The sequence below is a fragment of the Nocardia sp. NPDC004718 genome (assembly GCF_053601535.1).
The window spans coordinates 97247-115621 of sequence record NZ_JBSGCA010000007.1 but is presented as its reverse complement, the minus strand read 5'-3'; the positions used below and the strand labels follow the sequence as shown (position 1 = coordinate 115621).

Annotated in this window: 19 protein-coding genes; 6 read left to right on the top strand and 13 right to left on the bottom strand. The window is 67.8% G+C overall.

Features of this window, described 5'->3' with window-relative positions:
* The first annotated feature begins 19 nt into the window (after positions 1-19).
* The gene (locus ACWEH3_RS07915; protein ID WP_039803160.1) at positions 20-577 is read left to right on the top strand and encodes a PadR family transcriptional regulator; all 558 of its coding nucleotides are present in this window, start codon (positions 20-22) and stop codon (positions 575-577) included.
* Positions 570-1670 (top strand): inositol-3-phosphate synthase, encoded by a 1101-nt coding sequence (locus ACWEH3_RS07910; protein WP_450023353.1) that lies wholly within the window; start codon positions 570-572, stop codon positions 1668-1670. The genes ACWEH3_RS07915 and ACWEH3_RS07910 overlap by 8 nt, the downstream gene beginning before the upstream one ends.
* Positions 1671-1729: 59 nt before the next feature.
* Here ACWEH3_RS07910 and ACWEH3_RS07905 read toward each other — a convergent pair whose 3' ends face one another.
* The 8 genes from ACWEH3_RS07905 to ACWEH3_RS07870 form a co-directional block, all read right to left on the bottom strand.
* Positions 1730-1999: a type II toxin-antitoxin system RelE family toxin gene (locus tag ACWEH3_RS07905; RefSeq protein ID WP_450023355.1), complete on the bottom strand. Its 270-nt coding sequence runs from the start codon at positions 1997-1999 to the stop codon at positions 1730-1732.
* Complete coding sequence (locus ACWEH3_RS07900) at positions 1996-2253, bottom strand: type II toxin-antitoxin system Phd/YefM family antitoxin (RefSeq protein ID WP_450023357.1); 258 nt, start codon at positions 2251-2253, stop codon at positions 1996-1998. Before ACWEH3_RS07900 ends, ACWEH3_RS07905 begins: the two co-directional genes overlap by 4 nt.
* Positions 2254-2296: 43 nt before the next feature.
* A complete protein-coding gene (locus tag ACWEH3_RS07895) occupies positions 2297-2722 on the bottom strand; it encodes a GyrI-like domain-containing protein (protein ID WP_355071187.1) in 426 nt (141 codons plus the stop codon).
* 9 nt (positions 2723-2731) lie between these two features.
* Positions 2732-3190, bottom strand: coding sequence for a GyrI-like domain-containing protein (locus ACWEH3_RS07890; protein ID WP_450023359.1), 459 nt, complete (start codon positions 3188-3190; stop codon positions 2732-2734).
* A 251-nt stretch (positions 3191-3441) separates the two neighbouring features.
* Complete coding sequence (locus tag ACWEH3_RS07885) at positions 3442-5730, bottom strand: transglycosylase domain-containing protein (protein ID WP_450023361.1); 2289 nt, start codon at positions 5728-5730, stop codon at positions 3442-3444.
* Positions 5731-6004: 274 nt separating this feature from the next.
* Positions 6005-6898, bottom strand: coding sequence for a carbohydrate ABC transporter permease (locus tag ACWEH3_RS07880; RefSeq protein ID WP_450023363.1), 894 nt, complete (start codon positions 6896-6898; stop codon positions 6005-6007).
* Positions 6898-7923 carry a carbohydrate ABC transporter permease gene (locus ACWEH3_RS07875; protein ID WP_450023365.1) on the bottom strand — a complete coding sequence of 342 codons (1026 nt, stop codon included), beginning with the start codon at positions 7921-7923 and terminating at the stop codon, positions 6898-6900. Before ACWEH3_RS07875 ends, ACWEH3_RS07880 begins: the two co-directional genes overlap by 1 nt.
* A 44-nt stretch (positions 7924-7967) precedes the next feature.
* Complete coding sequence (locus tag ACWEH3_RS07870; protein ID WP_450023367.1) at positions 7968-9269, bottom strand: ABC transporter substrate-binding protein; 1302 nt, start codon at positions 9267-9269, stop codon at positions 7968-7970.
* 122 nt (positions 9270-9391) lie between these two features.
* On the opposite strand from ACWEH3_RS07870, the gene ACWEH3_RS07865 reads away from it, so the two are divergent.
* Positions 9392-10237 (top strand): DUF2786 domain-containing protein, encoded by an 846-nt coding sequence (locus ACWEH3_RS07865; protein ID WP_450023369.1) that lies wholly within the window; start codon positions 9392-9394, stop codon positions 10235-10237.
* Between the two features lie 103 nt (positions 10238-10340).
* Positions 10341-10853 carry a TIGR04338 family metallohydrolase gene (locus tag ACWEH3_RS07860; protein ID WP_379249449.1) on the top strand — a complete coding sequence of 171 codons (513 nt, stop codon included), beginning with the start codon at positions 10341-10343 and terminating at the stop codon, positions 10851-10853.
* A 281-nt stretch (positions 10854-11134) separates the two neighbouring features.
* Here ACWEH3_RS07860 and ACWEH3_RS07855 read toward each other — a convergent pair whose 3' ends face one another.
* Positions 11135-12112: an o-succinylbenzoate synthase gene (locus ACWEH3_RS07855; RefSeq protein ID WP_450023372.1), complete on the bottom strand. Its 978-nt coding sequence runs from the start codon at positions 12110-12112 to the stop codon at positions 11135-11137.
* A gap of 245 nt (positions 12113-12357) precedes the next feature.
* Here ACWEH3_RS07855 and ACWEH3_RS07850 point away from each other — a divergent pair, with 245 nt between their 5' ends.
* Positions 12358-12696 (top strand): hypothetical protein, encoded by a 339-nt coding sequence (locus ACWEH3_RS07850; protein WP_450023374.1) that lies wholly within the window; start codon positions 12358-12360, stop codon positions 12694-12696.
* Between the two features lie 116 nt (positions 12697-12812).
* Here the strand turns inward: ACWEH3_RS07850 and ACWEH3_RS07845 are convergent, their stop codons facing one another.
* Positions 12813-13985: a thiolase family protein gene (locus ACWEH3_RS07845; RefSeq protein ID WP_450023376.1), complete on the bottom strand. Its 1173-nt coding sequence runs from the start codon at positions 13983-13985 to the stop codon at positions 12813-12815.
* A gap of 99 nt (positions 13986-14084) precedes the next feature.
* On the opposite strand from ACWEH3_RS07845, the gene ACWEH3_RS07840 reads away from it, so the two are divergent.
* Positions 14085-14615, top strand: a complete 531-nt coding sequence (locus ACWEH3_RS07840; RefSeq protein WP_450023378.1) for a winged helix-turn-helix transcriptional regulator — start codon at positions 14085-14087, stop codon at positions 14613-14615.
* A gap of 143 nt (positions 14616-14758) precedes the next feature.
* On the opposite strand, the gene ACWEH3_RS07835 is transcribed toward ACWEH3_RS07840, so the two are convergent.
* From ACWEH3_RS07835 to ACWEH3_RS07825, 3 genes are all read right to left on the bottom strand, one after another.
* A complete protein-coding gene (locus ACWEH3_RS07835; protein WP_450023380.1) occupies positions 14759-15841 on the bottom strand; it encodes an ABC transporter ATP-binding protein in 1083 nt (360 codons plus the stop codon).
* A gap of 91 nt (positions 15842-15932) precedes the next feature.
* Positions 15933-16919, bottom strand: a complete 987-nt coding sequence (locus ACWEH3_RS07830; RefSeq protein WP_450023382.1) for a phosphotriesterase family protein — start codon at positions 16917-16919, stop codon at positions 15933-15935.
* A gap of 126 nt (positions 16920-17045) precedes the next feature.
* A complete protein-coding gene (locus ACWEH3_RS07825; protein ID WP_450023384.1) occupies positions 17046-18305 on the bottom strand; it encodes a PucR family transcriptional regulator in 1260 nt (419 codons plus the stop codon).
* Positions 18306-18375 lie beyond the last annotated feature (70 nt).

Here is an 18375-nt window from a genome sequence, read left to right as displayed (position 1 = left end):
AGTCAGGGGGTGAAGCCCGGTGCTCGAACTGGCAATCCTCGGGCTGCTCCTGGAAGCGCCCATGCACGGGTACGAGCTGCGCAAGCGGTTGACGGGCCTGCTCGGGGCCTTCCGTGCCTTCTCCTACGGATCGCTCTACCCGACACTGCGCCGCATGCAGGCGGACGGGTTGATCGCCGAGGAGATCCCCGCGGGCGCGACGACACGCCGCGCGCGACGGGTCTATCAATTGACCCCGGCCGGGCGGGAGCGGTTCAGCGAGTTGCTCGCCGACACCGGACCGCAGAACTACACCGACGACGGCTTCGGCGTTCATCTGGCTTTCTTCAGCCGCACTCCCGCGGAAGCGCGGATGCGGATCCTGGAGGGCAGGCGGCGTCAGGTCGAGGAGCGCCGAGAGGGGCTCCGGGAGGCGATCAAGAAGGCCAGCGGGTCGCTGGATCGCTACACCCGGCAGCTCCATCAACTCGGACTCGAATCAAGCGAGCGCGAAGTGCGCTGGCTCAACGAGTTGATTGCGGCGGAGCAATCGACGAAGGCGGCACCACAGAAAGAGGGAAATATCGGCCATGAGTGACGTCAAGAAGGCTGACAATGCCACAGAGGTTCGCGTCGCCATCGTGGGTGTGGGCAACTGCGCCTCCTCGCTGGTCCAGGGCGTGCAGTACTACAAGGACGCGGACGAATCCGCGACCGTCCCCGGCCTGATGCACGTGCGGTTCGGGCCGTACCACGTCCGCGATGTCAAGTTCGTCGCCGCGTTCGACGTGGACGCCAAGAAGGTCGGCTTCGACTTGGCCGAGGCGATCTTCGCCAGCGAGAACAACACGATCAAGATCTCCGACGTGCCGCCCAGCGACGTCGTCGTGCAGCGCGGGCCGACCCTCGACGGGATCGGCAAGTACTACGCGCAGACCATCGAGCTGTCCGAGGCCGAGCCGGTCGACGTGGTGCGGGTGCTGAAGGACAACAAGGTCGACGTGCTGGTGTCCTACCTGCCGGTGGGCTCCGAGGAGGCCGACAAGTTCTACGCGCAGTGCGCGATCGACGCGGGTGTCGCGTTCGTCAACGCGTTGCCGGTGTTCATCGCCTCCGACCCGGTCTGGGCGGCCAAGTTCACCGAGGCCGGTGTCCCCATCGTCGGTGACGACATCAAGAGCCAGGTCGGCGCGACCATCACCCACCGTGTGATGGCCAAGCTGTTCGAGGATCGCGGTGTGCAGCTCGACCGCACCATGCAGCTGAACGTCGGCGGCAACATGGACTTCAAGAACATGCTCGAGCGCGAGCGCCTGGAGTCGAAGAAGATCTCCAAGACCCAAGCCGTCACCAGCAACCTCAAGAAGGAACTCGGCGCCAACGACGTGCACATCGGCCCGTCCGACCACGTGGGCTGGCTCGACGACCGCAAGTGGGCCTACGTCCGCCTGGAAGGCCGCGCCTTCGGTGACGTGCCGCTGAACCTGGAGTACAAGCTCGAGGTGTGGGACTCGCCGAACTCCGCGGGCATCATCATCGACGCCGTGCGCGCGGCGAAGATCGCCAAGGACCGCGGCATCGGCGGACCGGTCATCCCCGCCTCGGCCTACCTGATGAAGTCCCCGCCGCAGCAGCTCGCCGACGACATCGCGCGCGCCCAGCTGGAAGCCTTCATCATCGGCGCGGAATAGGCACCGCACCGGCATGAGGTCGGCCGACGGCGAAATGCCCTCGGCCGACCTGCTTCCGACTACAGGCCCCGGTAGACGTCTTTCCGCCAGCGGACCTTCACTACGAGGATCACCAGCACGCCGTTGTCCACCCGGTATGCGACCCGGTACCTGCCGACGCGCAGACGAAACAGGTCTTGGTGGCCCGACAACTTCTTCACGTCCAGGCCCGGAGCGTAAGGATCCTCACCGAGCGCCGTGAGCGCGGTGAGAATTCGCATCGCATCCGGCCGCTCGACGGCCCGCAGTTCTCGGCGCGCGGACTCCAGGAATCGGAAGCGGTACTTCACTTCGCGTCGTCTTCGAAGAGGTCGGCCAGCACCTCCGCGATGGTGAAGGTCGGCTCGTCGGTCGCCAGCCTTGCCTCGGCTTCGCGGGCAAGGATTTCGTCCTCGGCCGCGTCGAAGGCCTCCACCATGGACAGCGGCACCAGAGCGGCGGCGGGCGCGCCGTCTCGCAAGATGATCACCTGCTCACCGCCTTCCGCTTCGCGGATGTGAGCGGCCAGGTTGGCGCGCAGCTCCCGGATGCTGATCTCCGACATACCGAAAGTGTACACGCCGTCGTGTACACACTCGGCTGTCAGGTCAGTCCAGCGAGACGTAGACCTCCACCGACGCCGGGCCGGTGTAGCGCTCCACCTCGGCGGTGTGGGAGCGGGTGATGGTTCCCGCGTTCTCCGCCTTCGCCACCTGTGCCCAGGCGGTGCGCAGCAGGTCGTAGGGCTTGTCGGAGACGACGAACTTGGCGTAGCGGCCCTGCGGGATGATGGTGAGCACGTCGCCGGAGTCCAGCTCGTCCATCGCGCCGATCTCGTAGCCGAGTACGGCGACGGCATGGTCGTTCTGACCGATGTAGGCCGCCACCCGCGGCACGTTCTTCTCCCGCGCCAGATAGCGATCCCAGGTGAAGTTCACCAGGTCGAGGTCACGCGCGGTCACCTCCCGGCCGGCCAGCGGCACGGTCAGGCCCGCGACCATGCTCTGCGGCAATGTGACGATCTCGAAGTCCACTGTCTGTTCCTACCCGTTGCCCTGATCGTCTGCCACTGCCACGAAAACTTCCACCGTCCGTGCGTCCGGATAGTGTTCCCAGTCGCCGGTATAAGCGCGAATGAGCCGCCCCGCGGCCTCCGCGTCCCACACAGCTCGCCAGATGCTCACGATGGTGTCGCCGAGATTGTCTCCACTGGCGATGAACCGGGCGAAGCGCCCGGCGGGCACTCGGGCGAGCACGTCTCCGGGCTGCAGGTCGGCCAAGCTGTGACAGCGGTAGCCGACGATATGGGTCAGGTACGAATTGATCTCCGGCGCGTGGTCGACGTACGCCGTGGTCGGCGGTCCGGGCAGCTTGCGGGCCAGGTTGCGCTTCCACGCCTCTTCGACTTTCGCGCGGCGCGGCCCCTCGACCGCGAGCGCGGGGCTGCGAAGCACTGTTCCCGCCACCAGCGTCTCGGGTTGGTCAACGACATTGAAATCCACCGGCGTAGCCCCTATGTCTCGTCTGTCCTCAATTGGCGTCGGTCCCGGTGCCCTCCGTGGTGACGCAGGCTACCGCCTCCGGGCCCGTCGCTCGCGCCGCGCTGTCGTCGCTCGGGCGCATATCCTTCCGCATCGTTTTCGCGGTTCCGGCGTCGGCCCGTTCCGACGCACTCGCTGTTCGCTCTCACTCTGGCAAACGATGCTGCCATGTCATGCGTTCCGCCGGGCCACGGAAGGTCACAGCATCATCGCTATCCAGGAACCGGGATGCTCAGTCCCGGGAAAATCTCGACCTCGCTGGGCGGTTGCGGGCTGGGCGGGATGATGACGACGGGCTCGCGCTGCGATGACGGCTGCGGTGGGTTCAGGATGTCGTAGGGACCGCCGGAGGGCGGCTTGCTCGGATTCGGCCGGGCCGGGGCCTGCGCGCCCGGAGCCTGCGCACCAGGGAACTGTTCGATCGGAGCGCCGTCGAGTGCGTCGTCCATGACCTGTTTCCAGATGTCGGCGGGCAGGCCGGAGCCGTAGATGTCGGCTCCGCGTGCGGTGCGGATCGGTTGTGGCTGATCGGTTCCGACCCACACCGCCGTGGACAGCGACGGGGTGAAGCCGATCATCCACGCGTCTTTGTTCGACTCGCTCGCGCCGAACTGCGTGGTACCCGTCTTGGCGGCCGATGGACGGTTGTTCTTCAGCGCGTGCCCGTTGGAGTAGGCCGCGATCGGGAGCATCGCCTCGACGGTGTTCTCCGCGATCGTCTTGGAGATGCGCTGTTGACCCGCGGGCAGCTGGTCGCCGACCTTTTGCTCGCCGCGATCCAGCAGCACCCGCCCGTCACCGGTCACCACGCGCTGCACGAAGTACGGCCGGTGGTAGACGCCCGACGCGCCGATCGTCGCATACGCCGAGGCCATATCGATCGGCCGGACCGAATACTGCCCGAGGACGATTCCGTTCAGCGGTTTCCCGCCGTCCTCGGTAAGGGTCTTGCCCGCAACGCCGGGCAGCTCCTCCGGAATGCCCGCCGCGTGCGCCGCGTCCGCGATGGACTGAGGACCGTCGGACATCGTCATGGTCAGCCGGTAGAAGCTGGTGTTCAGCGAGCGTTTGAGCGCCTCGGCCATGGTGCACTTGCCGCACGATTCGCCGTCCACGTTGGTGATCCGGGTACCGCGGTCGGTCACGGGGGAGCTGTCCAGCACGCGGGAGAGCGGAATGCTCTGCTGTTGCGCGGCGATCGCCGCGAAGACCTTGAACGCCGAGCCGGTCTGCAACGGCGCCTGGGCGAAATCGAAGCCGATGCCGTCGTAGCCGCCGAAGTACGCGCGCACCGCGCCGGAACGCGGATCGATCGACACCACCGCGGCGCGCAGCTCCGGTGGCTGCGCACCGAGCCGGTCGCGCACCGCGCCCAGTACCGCGTGCTGCGCTCTGGCGTCGATGGTGGTGGTGATCTGCAGCGCGCCCTTGTTCAAGTCGCGCTCGCTGATGCCGGAGTCGCGCAGCTCGCGCACGACCTGGTTGCGGATCAGGCCCTCGGGGCCGCGAGCCACGTTCTCGTCCGGGATCTGGCTGAGCGGGATGATCGGCGGGAAGGTGGTCGCGTCCCGATCGCCCGGCGCGAGCGCGCCCATCTCGACCATTCCGTCGATCACGTACCGCCAGCGCGCCTTCAGGTCCGCGAGATGGGTTTCCGGGTCCAGGATCGAAGGCGTCCGGATCAGCGCCGCGAGCACCGCGCCCTCCGCCAGGGTCAGCTGATTCACTTGCTTGTCGAAGTAGACCTTGGCCGCCGCGCCGATGCCGTACGACCCCCGGCCGTAGTAGATGGTGTTGAGGTAGGCGGCGAGGATGTCGTCTTTGCTCCACTGCCGTGCCATCTTCGCCGCGATGATCAGCTCGCGCATCTTGCGGGTGACCGTGCGCTCGGAGCCGAGAAAGGCGTTCTTCACATACTGCTGGGTGATCGTGGAGCCGCCGCCCGCGTTGTCCTTGCCGAGCAGATTGTCTCGCGCGGCGCGCAGGAAGCCGGAAGTCGAATAACCGGGGTTGGTGTAGAAATTGCGGTCCTCCGCCGACAGCACCGCGTCGCGCACCGGCCGCGGCACATCGGACAACGGGACCGGCGTCCGATTCCCATCCGGCGGGACAATTTTCGCGAGCACGGTGCTGCCGTCGGCGGCGAAGACGGTCGCGATCTGATTCGTCTGCACCGCATTCGGATCCGGGATCTCGGCGCTCCAGTACGCCAGGACCGACAGCAGCGCGGGCACCACGCCGAAGATGATGAACAAGGCCAGCAGCAGGCGGCGGATGCGCTCGCCCCGGCTGCGCGGTGGACGATCCGGCTCCGTGGGGCGTGGCGCGGTCGGTCGCGATTTCCGGCGAGCCGCCGCGCGCTCGCGCCGCTCCCGCGCGTTCCGTTTCGCCGCATCCGGCCGCTGCGTCCAGCCCGCGATCGAGGCATACGGTGCGGTCGGAGGACCCCCTTTGGCGCCACGCCTGCGTTCACGCGGTTTGCGGAACGAGCTCACGATCATCTCCTCCCGGAGCGTCGGACGAACTCACCTGCACGAACGGACGGAAAAGAGCATCGAAAGGCCGAGTTTACCGCGTACGTTCACAACCGGGTTTCCACTTCTCGGGCCGTTGACACAGCGGTGCACGCAGACCATAAGCGTGCTGCGCGAAGCGGCGAACTATCTGTCCCTAGCGATCCCGCCAACGCCACCACACCAGCTCGACCACGGGTTTCGAGCGAAGCGAGACCGAGCATGCCGCGAACACGCCGCGACGAAGTCGCGGCCAGACGACTCAGCTCTTCACGCCGCCCGCGGTGAGGCCGGAGATGATCCGGCGCTGGAAGATCAGGACCATGACGACCAGCGGGATGGTGACGATCGTGCCTGCCGCCATGATCGCCGCGTACGGCTGCACCAGCGGGTTGTTGCCGGAGAAGCGAGCGATGGCGACGGTGACCGGCTCGGTCTTGTCGCTGGAAAGCAAACGGGCGAGCAGGTATTCGTTGACCGCCGCGATGAACGCGAGGATCGCGGTGGTGAATACGGCGGGAGCGGCCAGGGGCAGCATCACCAAACGGAAGGCCTGCAGTTTGGTGGCGCCGTCGATCCGCGCGGCTTCTTCGAGTTCCCATGGCAGTTCGGTGAAGAAGGACGCGAGGATGTAGACCGTCATCGGCAGTACGAACGAGATGTTCGGAATGATCATCGCCTGGTATTCGCCGATCCAGCCGAGGTTGGTGAAGAGCTGGAACAGCGGGGTCACCAGGACGACCACCGGGAACATCGAGGCGCTGAGAATCAGTCCGGACACCACGTACTTGCCGTGGAAGGTGAGCCGGGCCAGCGCGTACGCGGCCAGCACGCCGATCACCAGCGCGATCACCGTCGTGATGGAGCCGATGATGAGGCTGTTGACCAGAGCCTTGCCGAAGTCGTTGCCGCGGCTGGTGTCGAACGCGTTGCGGAAGTTCTCCAGCGTCACGTGGGTCGGCCACGGGGTGTTGTCGAAGGTGTAGTCGGGATCGCGGAACGCGGTGACCGCCATCCAGTAGAACGGCGCGAGCCCCCACACCAGCACGATCAGCGCGCCCAGGTACAGCCGTACCGAGCCGATGCGTTTGGTCCACGGCACCGGCGCCGCGGCGGATTCGCTCGTCACGGCCTGCTCCGCCGTCTGCACGGACATCAGTGCGCCTCCCGCTGTTCTTCCTGGGTACGAACCGCGTTGGCGCCCAGGATCTTCACCAGCACGAACGCCACGGCGAAGATCAAAAGGAAGGTGATCGTGGACAACGCGGCCGCGCTGTTGGGGCCTTGCCGGACCTGATCGACCACCAGGATCGACACCGTGCGGGTGGACGGATTGCCCAGCGTCATGATCGCGGGCAGGTCGTACATCCGCAGCGCGTCCATGGTCCGGAACAGCACCGCGACCAGCAGGGCCGGTTTCAGCAGCGGCAGCGTGATCTGGGTGAACCGCTGCCAGGCCGACGCGCCGTCGACGCGGGCCGCCTCGTACACGTCGGCCGGAATGACTTGCAGGCCTGCCAGCAACAGCAGCGCCATGAACGGCGTGGTCTTCCAGACGTCGGCCGCGATCACCGCGATCCGGGCCGGCCACGGGTCCGAAGTCCACAGGATGTGCGTGCCGAGCACGCGGTTCACGACGCCGTCGTACTGGAACATGAATTCCCACAACCGCGCGGTGACGGCGGTCGGGATGGCCCACGGGATCAGCACGGCCGCGCGCAGCAACGCCCGGCCGCGGAAGGTCTTGCCCATCACCATGGCCATGCCGAGGCCGAGCGTGGCCTCCAGCGCGACGGTGACGACCGTGAAGAACAGCGTGACCCCGATGGCCAGCCAGAATTGCGAGCCGAGATTGCCGGTCGGGCACGGCACCGTCTCGCCGGTCGCGATCTGGCACTGTTGCAGCAGCCAGTGCGTGTAGTTGGCGAACCCGGCGTTGCCGCCTTCGACGAACATGCCGGTCGCCGGGTCGAGCCCGGAGTCCTTCTGGAAGGACATCCACAGCGCCCGGAACACGGGATAACCGATGACGACCGCGAGCGCGATCAGGACGGGGGTGACGAACAGCCAGGCTTTCCCGGAGCGACGCAGCTCCGAGGCCAGTCCGGCAGCGAAGCCGCGCCTGGCCGGAACGAATTCGTCTTTCGGCACGCTAGTCGCCGTTCCCGAAGGATCCGACACCGTTTCTCTCCTGCGGGTTCGTCGGGTCCGTTGCGTTCAACCGCTCACGATCCAGCGGTCTCGATGCCCTTTTGCATACCGGTGATCGCGTCGTCGACGGACTTGGTTCCGTTCAACGCAGCATAGGCGTTGTCCTGGATGGCCTTGCTCACGGCGGGGTAGAACGGCGTCACCGGGCGCGGCACGGCGCTGGCGATGGAGTCCTTGAGCGCGGGCAGGTACGGCATCTTCGCGATCAGCGCCGGGTCGTCGTACATGGACGCGCGCACCGAGGGCAGCGCGCCGGCGGCGACGATGTGCTGCGCGTCCTCGCTGATCAGGAAGCGCAGGAAGTCCAGCGCGGTGGCCTTGTTCTTGGAGTACGCGCTGATCGCCGCGTTGTAGCCGCCGAGGGTGGAGGCGCCGACGCCGTTCTCCCCTGGCAGGGGGGCGACCGCGAACTTGTCCTTCACGGCGGAGGCCTCGCCGCCGACGTCACCGAAGGTGGACGGCCACGAGCGCAGGAACATCAGCTTGCCCGTCGCGAAGGCGTTGCTGGACTCGGGTTCCTTGAAGGTGATGGCCTCTTTGGGGATGTCGCCGTTGTTGTAGGCGTCGACCAGGACCTTCAGTCCGGCGCGGGACTGCGGGCTGTTCACCGTGGGGGTCTTGCCGTCGGCGCCGACGAAGCTGCCGCCGTAGGCGTTGATCACCTCGGCCGCATTCACGGTCAGACCCTCGTAGGGCGCGAACTGACCCGCATAGCAACCGATGTTCTGCTGGCGCGCGATCGGGCACTGGGCCAGCAGCTCGTTCCAGGTCTTTGGCGGGTTCGGCACCAAATCCTTGCGGTAGAACAGCAGGCCGCCGTTGGTGTTGCGCGGCGCGGCGTACAGCGTGTTGTTGTAGGTGGCGCTGGCGACCGGCGGGGACAGCAGCGCGCTGGTGTCGATGGCGAAGGAGTCCTTCAGCGGCTGGATCCAGCCCTTGGCGGCGAACTCGGCGGTCCACGGCACGTCCAAGGCGACCACGTCGTAGTTGGACTGCTTGGAACGCATGTGCTCGACCAGGTCGTCGTACTGCTGCGAGGCGTCGTTCGACTGCTCCTTGAACGTCACCTGCTCGTCCGGGTGCGCGGCGTTCCAGCGCTCGATCAGCTGCTTGACCGCGCCGGTCTCGGTGGTGTCCTTGCCCTCGACGTAGGTGATCGGGCCGCGACCGGTGAGATTCTGGCTGATCGGGCTCCCGCTGCTGTCGCTGGAGCAGGCGCTGGTGAACGTCGCGGTCAGCAGCCCGATCGACGCGAGGGCCACCGCGGCCCGCGGTACGAGCGACGAACGTAGGAACGTCACCTTCTTCACAGCCATCGCAAACACTCCAGGATCGTTCGTGAGCGGCAGCACACCCTGCCGGTGCACAAGGCAAGATACATGGTGCCGATCCGGCGTGCGGGACAGTGGCTGGAACTCGCCCACTAGGCTGGGGCGCGATGTCTTCGCCGAACGCGGTTCCCGATCGGATGCTCACGCGCATCGGTGGGCTGCTGCGCAAGGCGGAGTCCACGGACAACGAACACGAGGCCGAGGCGTTTCTCGCCGCCGCCCAGCGGCTGGCCACGAAGTCGTCGATCGACCTCGCCGTGGCGCGGGCGCACATCGCGGGACGCGAGCGCAGGCCCACACCGGTGCAGCGGATCATTCCGATCGGCGAGCCCGGTAAACGCGGATTGCGCACCTATGTCCAGCTGTTCGTCGCGATCGCGGCCGCGAACGACGTGCGCTGCGACGTCGCCCGGACTTCGACGCAGGTCTACGCCTACGGGTTCGACTCCGACATCGATACCTGTGAGGCGCTCTACGCCAGTCTGCTCGTGCAGATGGTGCGCGCGTCCGACCAGTACATCAAGTCCGGGGCCTACCGATCGGCCACCGTCGAGAAGATCGTGGTGGAGAAGCGGTGGGGTCGCCAGGTGCGGCGCCGGGTGCAGGCGCCGGTGGCGGGTGTGACGGCGCGGCTGAATTTCCAGATGGCGTTCGCCGCGCGGATCGGGCGGCGGCTGTCGGAGGTCAAGGCGGAGGTCGAAGCCGAAGTGTTGCCACACGACGCCGAGGTGTCCGGGACAGCGCTGGCATTGCGGAACAAGGAGATCGAGCTCACAGACTTCTACGCGAAGACGTCGGAGGCGCGCGGCACCTGGCGCGGGCCGCAGGAGTCGGCGGGGCATTCGGCGGCGGCGCGGGCGGCGGGGGACCGCGCGGGGCGGGCCGCACGGATCGGCAATTCGCCCGAACTGCCCGCCGCACGTAAGAAGTTGAACTCTTCCGAGGGCGGTTGACCGGCGTGGACGTCACGGGCCGAACCGGGCGAGCGGCTGCCGCGCTTCGGTCTGCGCAACTCGGCGACCGGCCGATGCCGCCCGTGGGATCGGCCGCGCGGCGATGACCGTCCGTGACAACCAGCGTGCCAAGGTCTACGACGCCGAGCAGTTGGTACGGGGAGTGTTCGATCGCGCGGACGAGCACGGTGTGCGCACCGTCGAACTCTATGGTTCGCAGCTCACGTTGCCGATCGAGCGCCGCTTCGCCTCGGTGGAATCCGTACAGAGTTATACGGACAAGGTGCTGGCGCTCAATTGGGTGCGGGCGCGCTGGGAGCGGGCCGCCGTGGCGGTGCGCGTCCGTTCTCGCGCCGGAACAACGGCCGCGCACTACGAGGCGGCCGGGAACGTTCTGGCGGTTCCGCTGCACACCGGCGGCACCGCGTGGGCGCTGCGGGAACTGGTGATCCTGCACGAACTGGCGCATCACCTGGAATCCGACCACGGGTCGGTGGCCGCGCACGGCCCGGAATTCTGCGACCGCTATGTGGAACTGGTCGACGGCGTCGTCGGCCCGGAAGCGGCATTGCTGCTGCGTACCACGATGCTCGGCTGCGGTGTGCGGATCGGGTGAGCCCGCCGCTCACCGTGCGAACAGCGAGTGAAGTGCCGTCGGCCGGGTGTCGTCGCGCCCTGCGTGCGGCGATGGTGTCCGCCGCGGTTCGCGATCGGATCCACGACGCTCATGGTGCCGGGTAGAAGTGCTGACAGGGGCAAACTCGGGGCTGCCCGAGTGCCGCGACAGCGGGTACGGATCACTGGGAACGGCGCTCACCCGCCTGCGGTCGTCAGGACATTGCGCATGGTGTGGGCAGACGGGTGCCCACTCGGTCGCGGAACGCAACGGTTCTCACGCTATTGCCCGGGCGAGACCAGGGCAGCGACCCGCGCGAATCGATCCTGCCACCACGCGGTGCGACCGGCATCCGGCTGCCGATGGCGTTCCAGCAGTTCCGGTTCCGGCTCGGGTGGGGTGCGCAGAACCGGGAGGTAGCCGTCGACCGCACGCAGGGATCCGCGCGTCACGTCCCCGGTGAGCAGGCTCAGCGTGCCCAGCCCGCAAGCGAAGTCGAGTTCGGGTAGCGCCCCGGCCAACGCCAGCTGGGCGGCGAGGCCGACGCTGGTCTCCAAGGCGGAGGAGACGACGCAGGGCAGCCCGGCCGCCTCGGCCACCTGCAGGGCGCGGCGGACTCCGCCGAGCGGCGTGCATTTGAGGACGGCGATGTCGGCGGCCCCGGCGACCGCGACCCGCATCGGGTCCTCGGCGCGGCGGATGGATTCGTCGGCGGCGATGCGCACGTCGACGCGGCGGCGCACCGCGGCGAGTTCCTCGATGGTCGGGCACGGCTGTTCGACGTACTCGAGTCCGCCGGCGGCCTTGTCGAGCTGCTGGATGTGGCGCACCGCCGTGTCGACATCCCATACCGCGTTGGCGTCGACCCGGATCGCACCATTCGGACCGAGCGCGTCGCGCACCGCCTCCACCCTGGCCAGATCCTCGGCGAGCGATTCCGGGTGGTCGGCGATCTTCACCTTGGCGGTGCGGCAGCCGGATCGGGCCACGATCGCGTGCGCCTGCCGCGGGTCGACGGCGGGCACGGTGCAATTGATCGGAATGCGATCCCGCACCGGTTCGGGCCAGCCGGTGGTCACCTGCTCCACGGCGGTGGTCAGCCAGGCGGCGGCCTCCCGGTCGTCGTATTCGGGAAACGGACAGAACTCGCCCCAGCCGAGCGGCCCGTGGATCAGCATGCCCTCGCGCACCGTGATGCCACGGAAGCGGGTGCGCATCGGAATGGCGTAGACGACGTTCTGCGCTGCGGAGTCGCTCATCGCCGACCAGCTTATGCGGCTGCGGCGGCCGATCGCGGGATTGCGCATGCGGACTCGAGTAGTTTCCCGGAGTCGGCCCGCCGCGCGAGACGGGATCGTTGATCAAGCGTCGGTACATGTGGTACTGGCCGGTGCTGGCGATGGCGCTCATCGTCCTGTCGTTCGCCGGTGGCGTCGCGCTGGCTTCCCAGGTCTACACAGGCGCTCGAGATGCTCTGCGCCCGTGAACCGGTCATGCTGAAGCAATGGCGTGGCACATCCGGCGGCGAACGGCCGATGCCTTGCGCGTGGCGCTGGGGTCGGTGATCGTCCTCGGATTCGGCTGGGTGATGGCCGCTTTCGTCCCGCTCTACGAGGTGCTCCTGCGCGACGGACACGAGGGCCGAGGCGTCGGGTACCTGCCGTGGGCGCAGGTCATCGCCTGGGCGGGCATCGTGGCGTCGGTGCTCGCGGCGGTCGTCTCGGCCCTGGAGAAGCTGCGCGACCGGAGGCCGATCGCCTGGACTCCGCTGATCGCGGTGCCACTGATCCTCGAATCCTGGCTGGTCGGCTTCCTGATCGCGGTCGTGCTGGTCTCCTATTGATCTGCCGCTGCTCCGAGTTCGAATCTGCCCAGGTGTGAGCAGTTTTCGAGCGGAGGGGTACCGGTTGATGCGCTACCCGCAGATCCGCCCGTGGACTCGGGTGGGACAGAAGCGAATCAGCCCAGCCGCTCCACGATGGTGGCGTTGGCCAGACCACCTGCCTCGCACATGGTTTGCAGGCCGTAGCGGGCACCGCGGTCCTGCATGGCGTGGACCAGCGTGGTCATCAGGCGTGCGCCGGACGCGCCGAGCGGGTGCCCGATCGCGATCGCGCCGCCGTTGACGTTGACCTTCGCCAGGTCCGCACCGGTGTCGTGCGCCCAGGCCAGGACCACCGGCGAGAACGCTTCGTTGATCTCGATCAGGTCGATGTCCGACAGCTGCAAACCGGCCCGCCGCAAGACTTTTCCGGTCGCCGGGATCACCGCGGTGAGCATCAGCAGCGGGTCGTCGCCGGCCACCGCGAAACTGTGCAGCCGAGCGAGCGGCTTCAGCCCGAGTTCCTTCGCGCGCTCGCTGGTCATGATGAGCACCGCCGCGCTGCCGTCGCTGACCTGGCTCGCGCTCGCGGCCGTGATCGTCCAGCCGATCTGCGGGAAGCGGGCGGCCATGGCCGGGTCGTAGTAGGCGGGACGGAGTGCGCCCAGCGTCTCCAGCGTGCTACCGACCCGGATGCCCTCATCGGTGGCCAGTCCGTTGATCGGCGCCAGTTCCCGCGCGAACAGGCCGTTCTTGGTGGCGAGCGCGGCCTTCTCGTGGCTGGCGAGCGCGAACTCGTCCAGCTGGGTGCGGGTGAGTCCCCATTTCGCCGCGATCAGCTCCGCGCTGATGCCCTGCGGCACCAGGCCTTCCGGGTAGCGCTCGGCGAAGCCGACGCCGGAGATGTCGTCCGAACCGACCAGATTGGCGCCCATGGGAATCCGGCCCATCGACTCCACGCCCGCGGCGACCACGATGTCGTAGGCGCCCGCGATCACGCCTTGCGCGGCGAAGTGGATCGCCTGCTGGCTGCTGCCGCACTGCCGGTCGACGGTGGTGGCCGGAACCGATTCGGGATATCCGGCGGCCAGCGCGGCCCGCCGTGTCATATTCGCCCCCTGCTCGCCGAACTGGGTGACGACGCCGCCGATGACGTCGTCGATGAGGGCGGGATCGATGCCGCTGCGGTCCACCACCTCGCGCAGGCTGTGGGCCAGCAGATCAACCGCATTGACGTCGTGCAGTGCTCCGTTCGGCTTCCCTTTGCCGATCGGCGTGCGTACCGCTTCGACGATCACCGCGTCTCTCATGGTGCTTCCTTCCGGACCGAGAGCCGGGCCGCCATGCCTGGCTCTATCAACACATAGTCAGATTACACCTGGCAATAGTTGACACAAGTCAGCATCGGTATGATGTTGGTCATGGCAGCAGTGATGGAAGGACCGTTGGCCGATCTCAGCGCGTGGAAGGCCGAGGAATGCTCGATCGCCAAGGCGATGGACATCGTCGGTACGCGCTCGGCGGTGCTGATCCTGCGCGAGGCGTACTACGGGACCCGGCGGTTCGACGGGTTCGCCAGCCGGGTCGGCATCACCGACGCGGCGGCCGCGGCCCAGTTGCGCAAGCTCACCGAGGCGGGCTTGCTGGCGAAACGGCCGTACCAAGAGGAAGGCAAGCGCACCAGGCACGAATACGTGCTCACCCGGATGGGACGAGATCTACTGCCCGCCGTGCTGGCGCTCATGCAGTGGGGCGACGCCTACTTGCAGCCGGGGCCTGCCCCACTGCTCTTGGTCGAGGAGTCGACCGGCGCCCCGGTGCGGGTGCAGGTGCGCAGCGAGTCCGGCCGCGAGATCGAACTCGAGGAACTGGGCGTACGGCTCAACGAGGAGTACGCCCAGCAGCGGCGCGAGCGCCGTCGGGTGGACGCGACAGACTGATGCCTGCTCGCGGCGCTGTGCCGAGCGGGCCGTCAACCGGCGATGCCGCGACCGCACCCGAGCCGCGAATGCCTGCCGAGCCGCCGCGCCTCGCGGTGGATCGAGCCGAGAGCCGAAGCCGTGCGGCCCACTCGGCGGCTTGTTCAGTTGAGCCTGCGTCCTTCGGTATCGAAGAAGTAGATGTGCTCCGGCGCGGTGGTCAGCCGCAGCCGGGCGCCCTTCGCAGGCGGATTGCGCCAATCCGCGCGCGAGACGATGGTTTCCCCGGCGCCGTCGGTCCCGCCTTCGGCGGCGGTGCGGCCGTAGATGTAGGCGTCGGAACCGAGTTCCTCCACCACGTCGACTTCCATCTCGATGCCGGAGCCATTACCCAGTTCGAAATGCTCCGGGCGGATGCCGACGGTCACGGTGTTCCCCGCCTCGTCCGCGACCGTGCGCGGCAGCGCGATAGCGTGCCCGCCCAGCTCCACCCGGCTATCGGTGACCGGAAGCGTGAACAGGTTCATGGCAGGCGAACCCATGAACCCCGCGACGAACACGTTGGCCGGATCGCGGTAGAGGTCGCGCGGAGTGGCGCACTGCTGCAACAGGCCGTCCTTCAGCACGGCGACCCGATCGCCCATGGTCATCGCCTCGACCTGGTCGTGGGTGACATACACCGTGGTGGTGCCGAGCCTGCGCTGCAACTGCGCGATCTGGGTGCGGGTCTGCACGCGCAGCTTGGCGTCCAGGTTGGACAGCGGCTCGTCCATCAGGAACACCTGCGGTTGGCGCACGATCGCGCGGCCCATCGCCACCCGCTGACGCTGGCCGCCGGACAGCGCCTTCGGCTTGCGGTCCAGGAAGGGCTCCAGATCCAGCAGCTTGGCCGCCTCCAGGACCCGCTTCTCCTTCTCCGCCTTGGCCACCTTGGCCAGCTTCAGCGCGAAGCCCATGTTCTCCGCGACGGTCATGTGCGGGTAGAGCGCGTAGTTCTGGAACACCATGGCGATATCGCGTTCCTTCGGCTCGGCGTGCGTGACGTCGTTCTCGCCGATCAGGATGCGTCCGCCGTTGACCTCCTCCAGCCCGGCGAGCATGCGCAACGAGGTCGATTTCCCGCAGCCGGAGGGGCCGACCAGGACGAGGAACTCGCCGTCCTCGATCTCCAGGTTCAGCCGATCCACCGCGGGTTTGGCGGATCCGGGGTAGAGCCGCGTCGCGTTGTCGAAGGTCACAGTGGCCATGACGAATTCACATCCCATCCCGGCAGGAACGTGCCGGACGATCCGAGTAAGGGTGCGGCGATCCTATCGGGCGGGCCGGCGACGGGCCACGTCAGTGGGTGCGCGCCTCGAAGAACGCGCGCGGGACGTCGACGAGCATGGTGTCGATCTGCTCCTCGGTGACGCCGCGTTCGAGCACGTAGGGGAACACGTCGTCGAACAGGTGGGTGTAGTGCCACTGCGGCAGGGCGGCCATGGCGGCGGGCTCGATCCAGTCGATATAGCAGCTCGCGTCCTGGGACAGCACCATCCGGTCGGTGTAGCCGCGGCGGACCATCTCTATCAGGGTGTCGGCGCGGGCTTCGAAGGTGGTGTCGAGGTTGATGCCGAAGCGGTCCATGCCGAGCACGAATCCGGCGTCGGCGAGTTCGGTGAGGTGATCGCAGTCGGTGGTGTCGCCGCTGTGCCCGAGCACGATGCGACCCGGGTCGACGCCTTCCTCGTCGCACATCACACGCTTCACGTCGAGCCCGGCGCGCGACTCCGGATGGGTGTGCACCGTGATCGGAACGCCGGTCTCGAGATGGGCCTTGGCGACCGCGCGCATGACCCGTTCGACGCCCGCGGTCAGCCCTTGCTTGTCGATCGCGCACTTGAGCATGCCCGCCTTGACCCCGGTGCCCGCGATGCCGTCGCGGATGTCGCCGACGAACATGTCGACCATCGGGTCGGGGACCTGCGCGCCGACGATCTCGTTCAACGCGGGTCCGCGGTAGTGGAAGAAGAACGGGACATCCCCGTAGGTGTAGATGCCGGTGGCGACCACCAGGTTCAGCGGCACCTGCTCGGCGATCCGCTGGATCCGTGGGATGTAGCGGCCCAGCCCGACCACTGTCGGGTCGATGATCGTCCGCACCCCGGCGTCGTAGGCGACCCGCAACCGTCGCACGGCATCGGCGATGCGTTCGTCCTCGGAGCCCCATTCGGCCGGGTAGTTCTGCTGGACGTCCCCGGTCAGCACGAAGACGTGCTCGTGCATGAGTGTCACTCCGAGCTCGGCGGAATCGATCGGCCCGCGCACGGTTTCCAGCGTTGACACAGCGATTTCTCCTCATCTGAGCTGCGCATTCGTAGGAATCGTACGAACCGATATGTGAGGTGGGCCATATTCTCCAGCGCTGAATCTTCGTACAACTTTCGTGCGCATCGCACAGAAGGACGCGGCTCAGGCCGCCGGGCACGGTTGCAGCACCGCCGGTCCGAACCAGCGGGCGGCTTGCAACGCCAGATGCAGGTGCAGCGTGCGATCGTGATCGTCGAAGTCGTGGCCGGTCAGGTCGAGTGCCTGCCGCACCCGGTACTGGACGGTATTGCGGTGCACGGCCAACTCCTGCGCGGCCGCGGCGTAGCTGCGGTTGTTCGCCAGGAAGACGCGCAGGGTTTCGCGCAGCCAGAGATTGCGCTGATTGCCGGTCGCGAGTTCACCCAGGCAGTCGGCCACGTACTGGCGCAGTTCCTCGATGTCGCCGCCCAGCAGCGCGACGGCCGCCACCTGGTCGTGCGACACCGCGCGGGGCGCGTCGGGACCTGCCAGCAGCACGAGTTCGCGCACCCGATCGGCTTGCCGCAGGCTGCGGCGGAATCCCGCGACGCCGGAGCCGCGCCCGCCCACCGCCACGCGCACCGGCAACGCCAGTGCCGACAGGGCACGCTCGATGGCCTCGGCATCGATGGTCGTGTCCCGGGCGATCGAGAACCACAGCCGCACTTCGCGTTCGTCGGTCGGCACCAGCAGCGCCCGGCGGGGATGGCCGAGCAGCGGAACCAGCGCCGCGCGCCCGGCGTCCAGGACATCCACCGCGGCCCGTGCGGACAGCTGCGGTTCGGTCCAGGCGTTCACCGCGACGTGCCGGCCCGACAACGGATAGTCCAGCACTTGCTCGGCCTGGCCGATGTCGTCGGCCGAGCCGTCGAGCACCCGCGCCACCCATTCCTGACGCAGGCCGCCGCGACTGCCCACCCACCGGTCGCGTTCCTGCTCGTAGGCGACGCCGACGTGCTCGCACACCCGGTCGATGTACACCGCGGAGCGATGGACGATCCGGATGATCGCCGCCGCGCTGTCGGAGCCACCCAGTTCCACCGCGTAGCGCATCGCGATGTCGAGGAACCCGGCATGCCCCACCCGGTAGGCCCGCATCAGTGCCGACAGCGGGACGTCGCGCTGCGCGAGCGTGCGCGCGTACACCAGCGCCCGCGCCGGGGCGTGCACGTCGTGCTCGGCGGCGTCGTTCTGCACGAAGTCGAGGACGGACATCAGATTGTCGGTGGTGCCCGCCTCGAACAGGCCCCGCAGCCGGGTATCCAGGTCGAGCGCCGAGACTTGCGCGCGCATCACCGCCGACAGCTCGGCGATCAGCTGATCGCGACCGCGCAGCATCGTCGAGACGACCGCGCGAACCACTTCATTCTCGCCGTCGGCCACTCCGACACCTCCCTTCGCCGGGCTCGGCATCGGGTCTCAACCTAGCCCGCTCCGGACGCGTCGAAAGCAT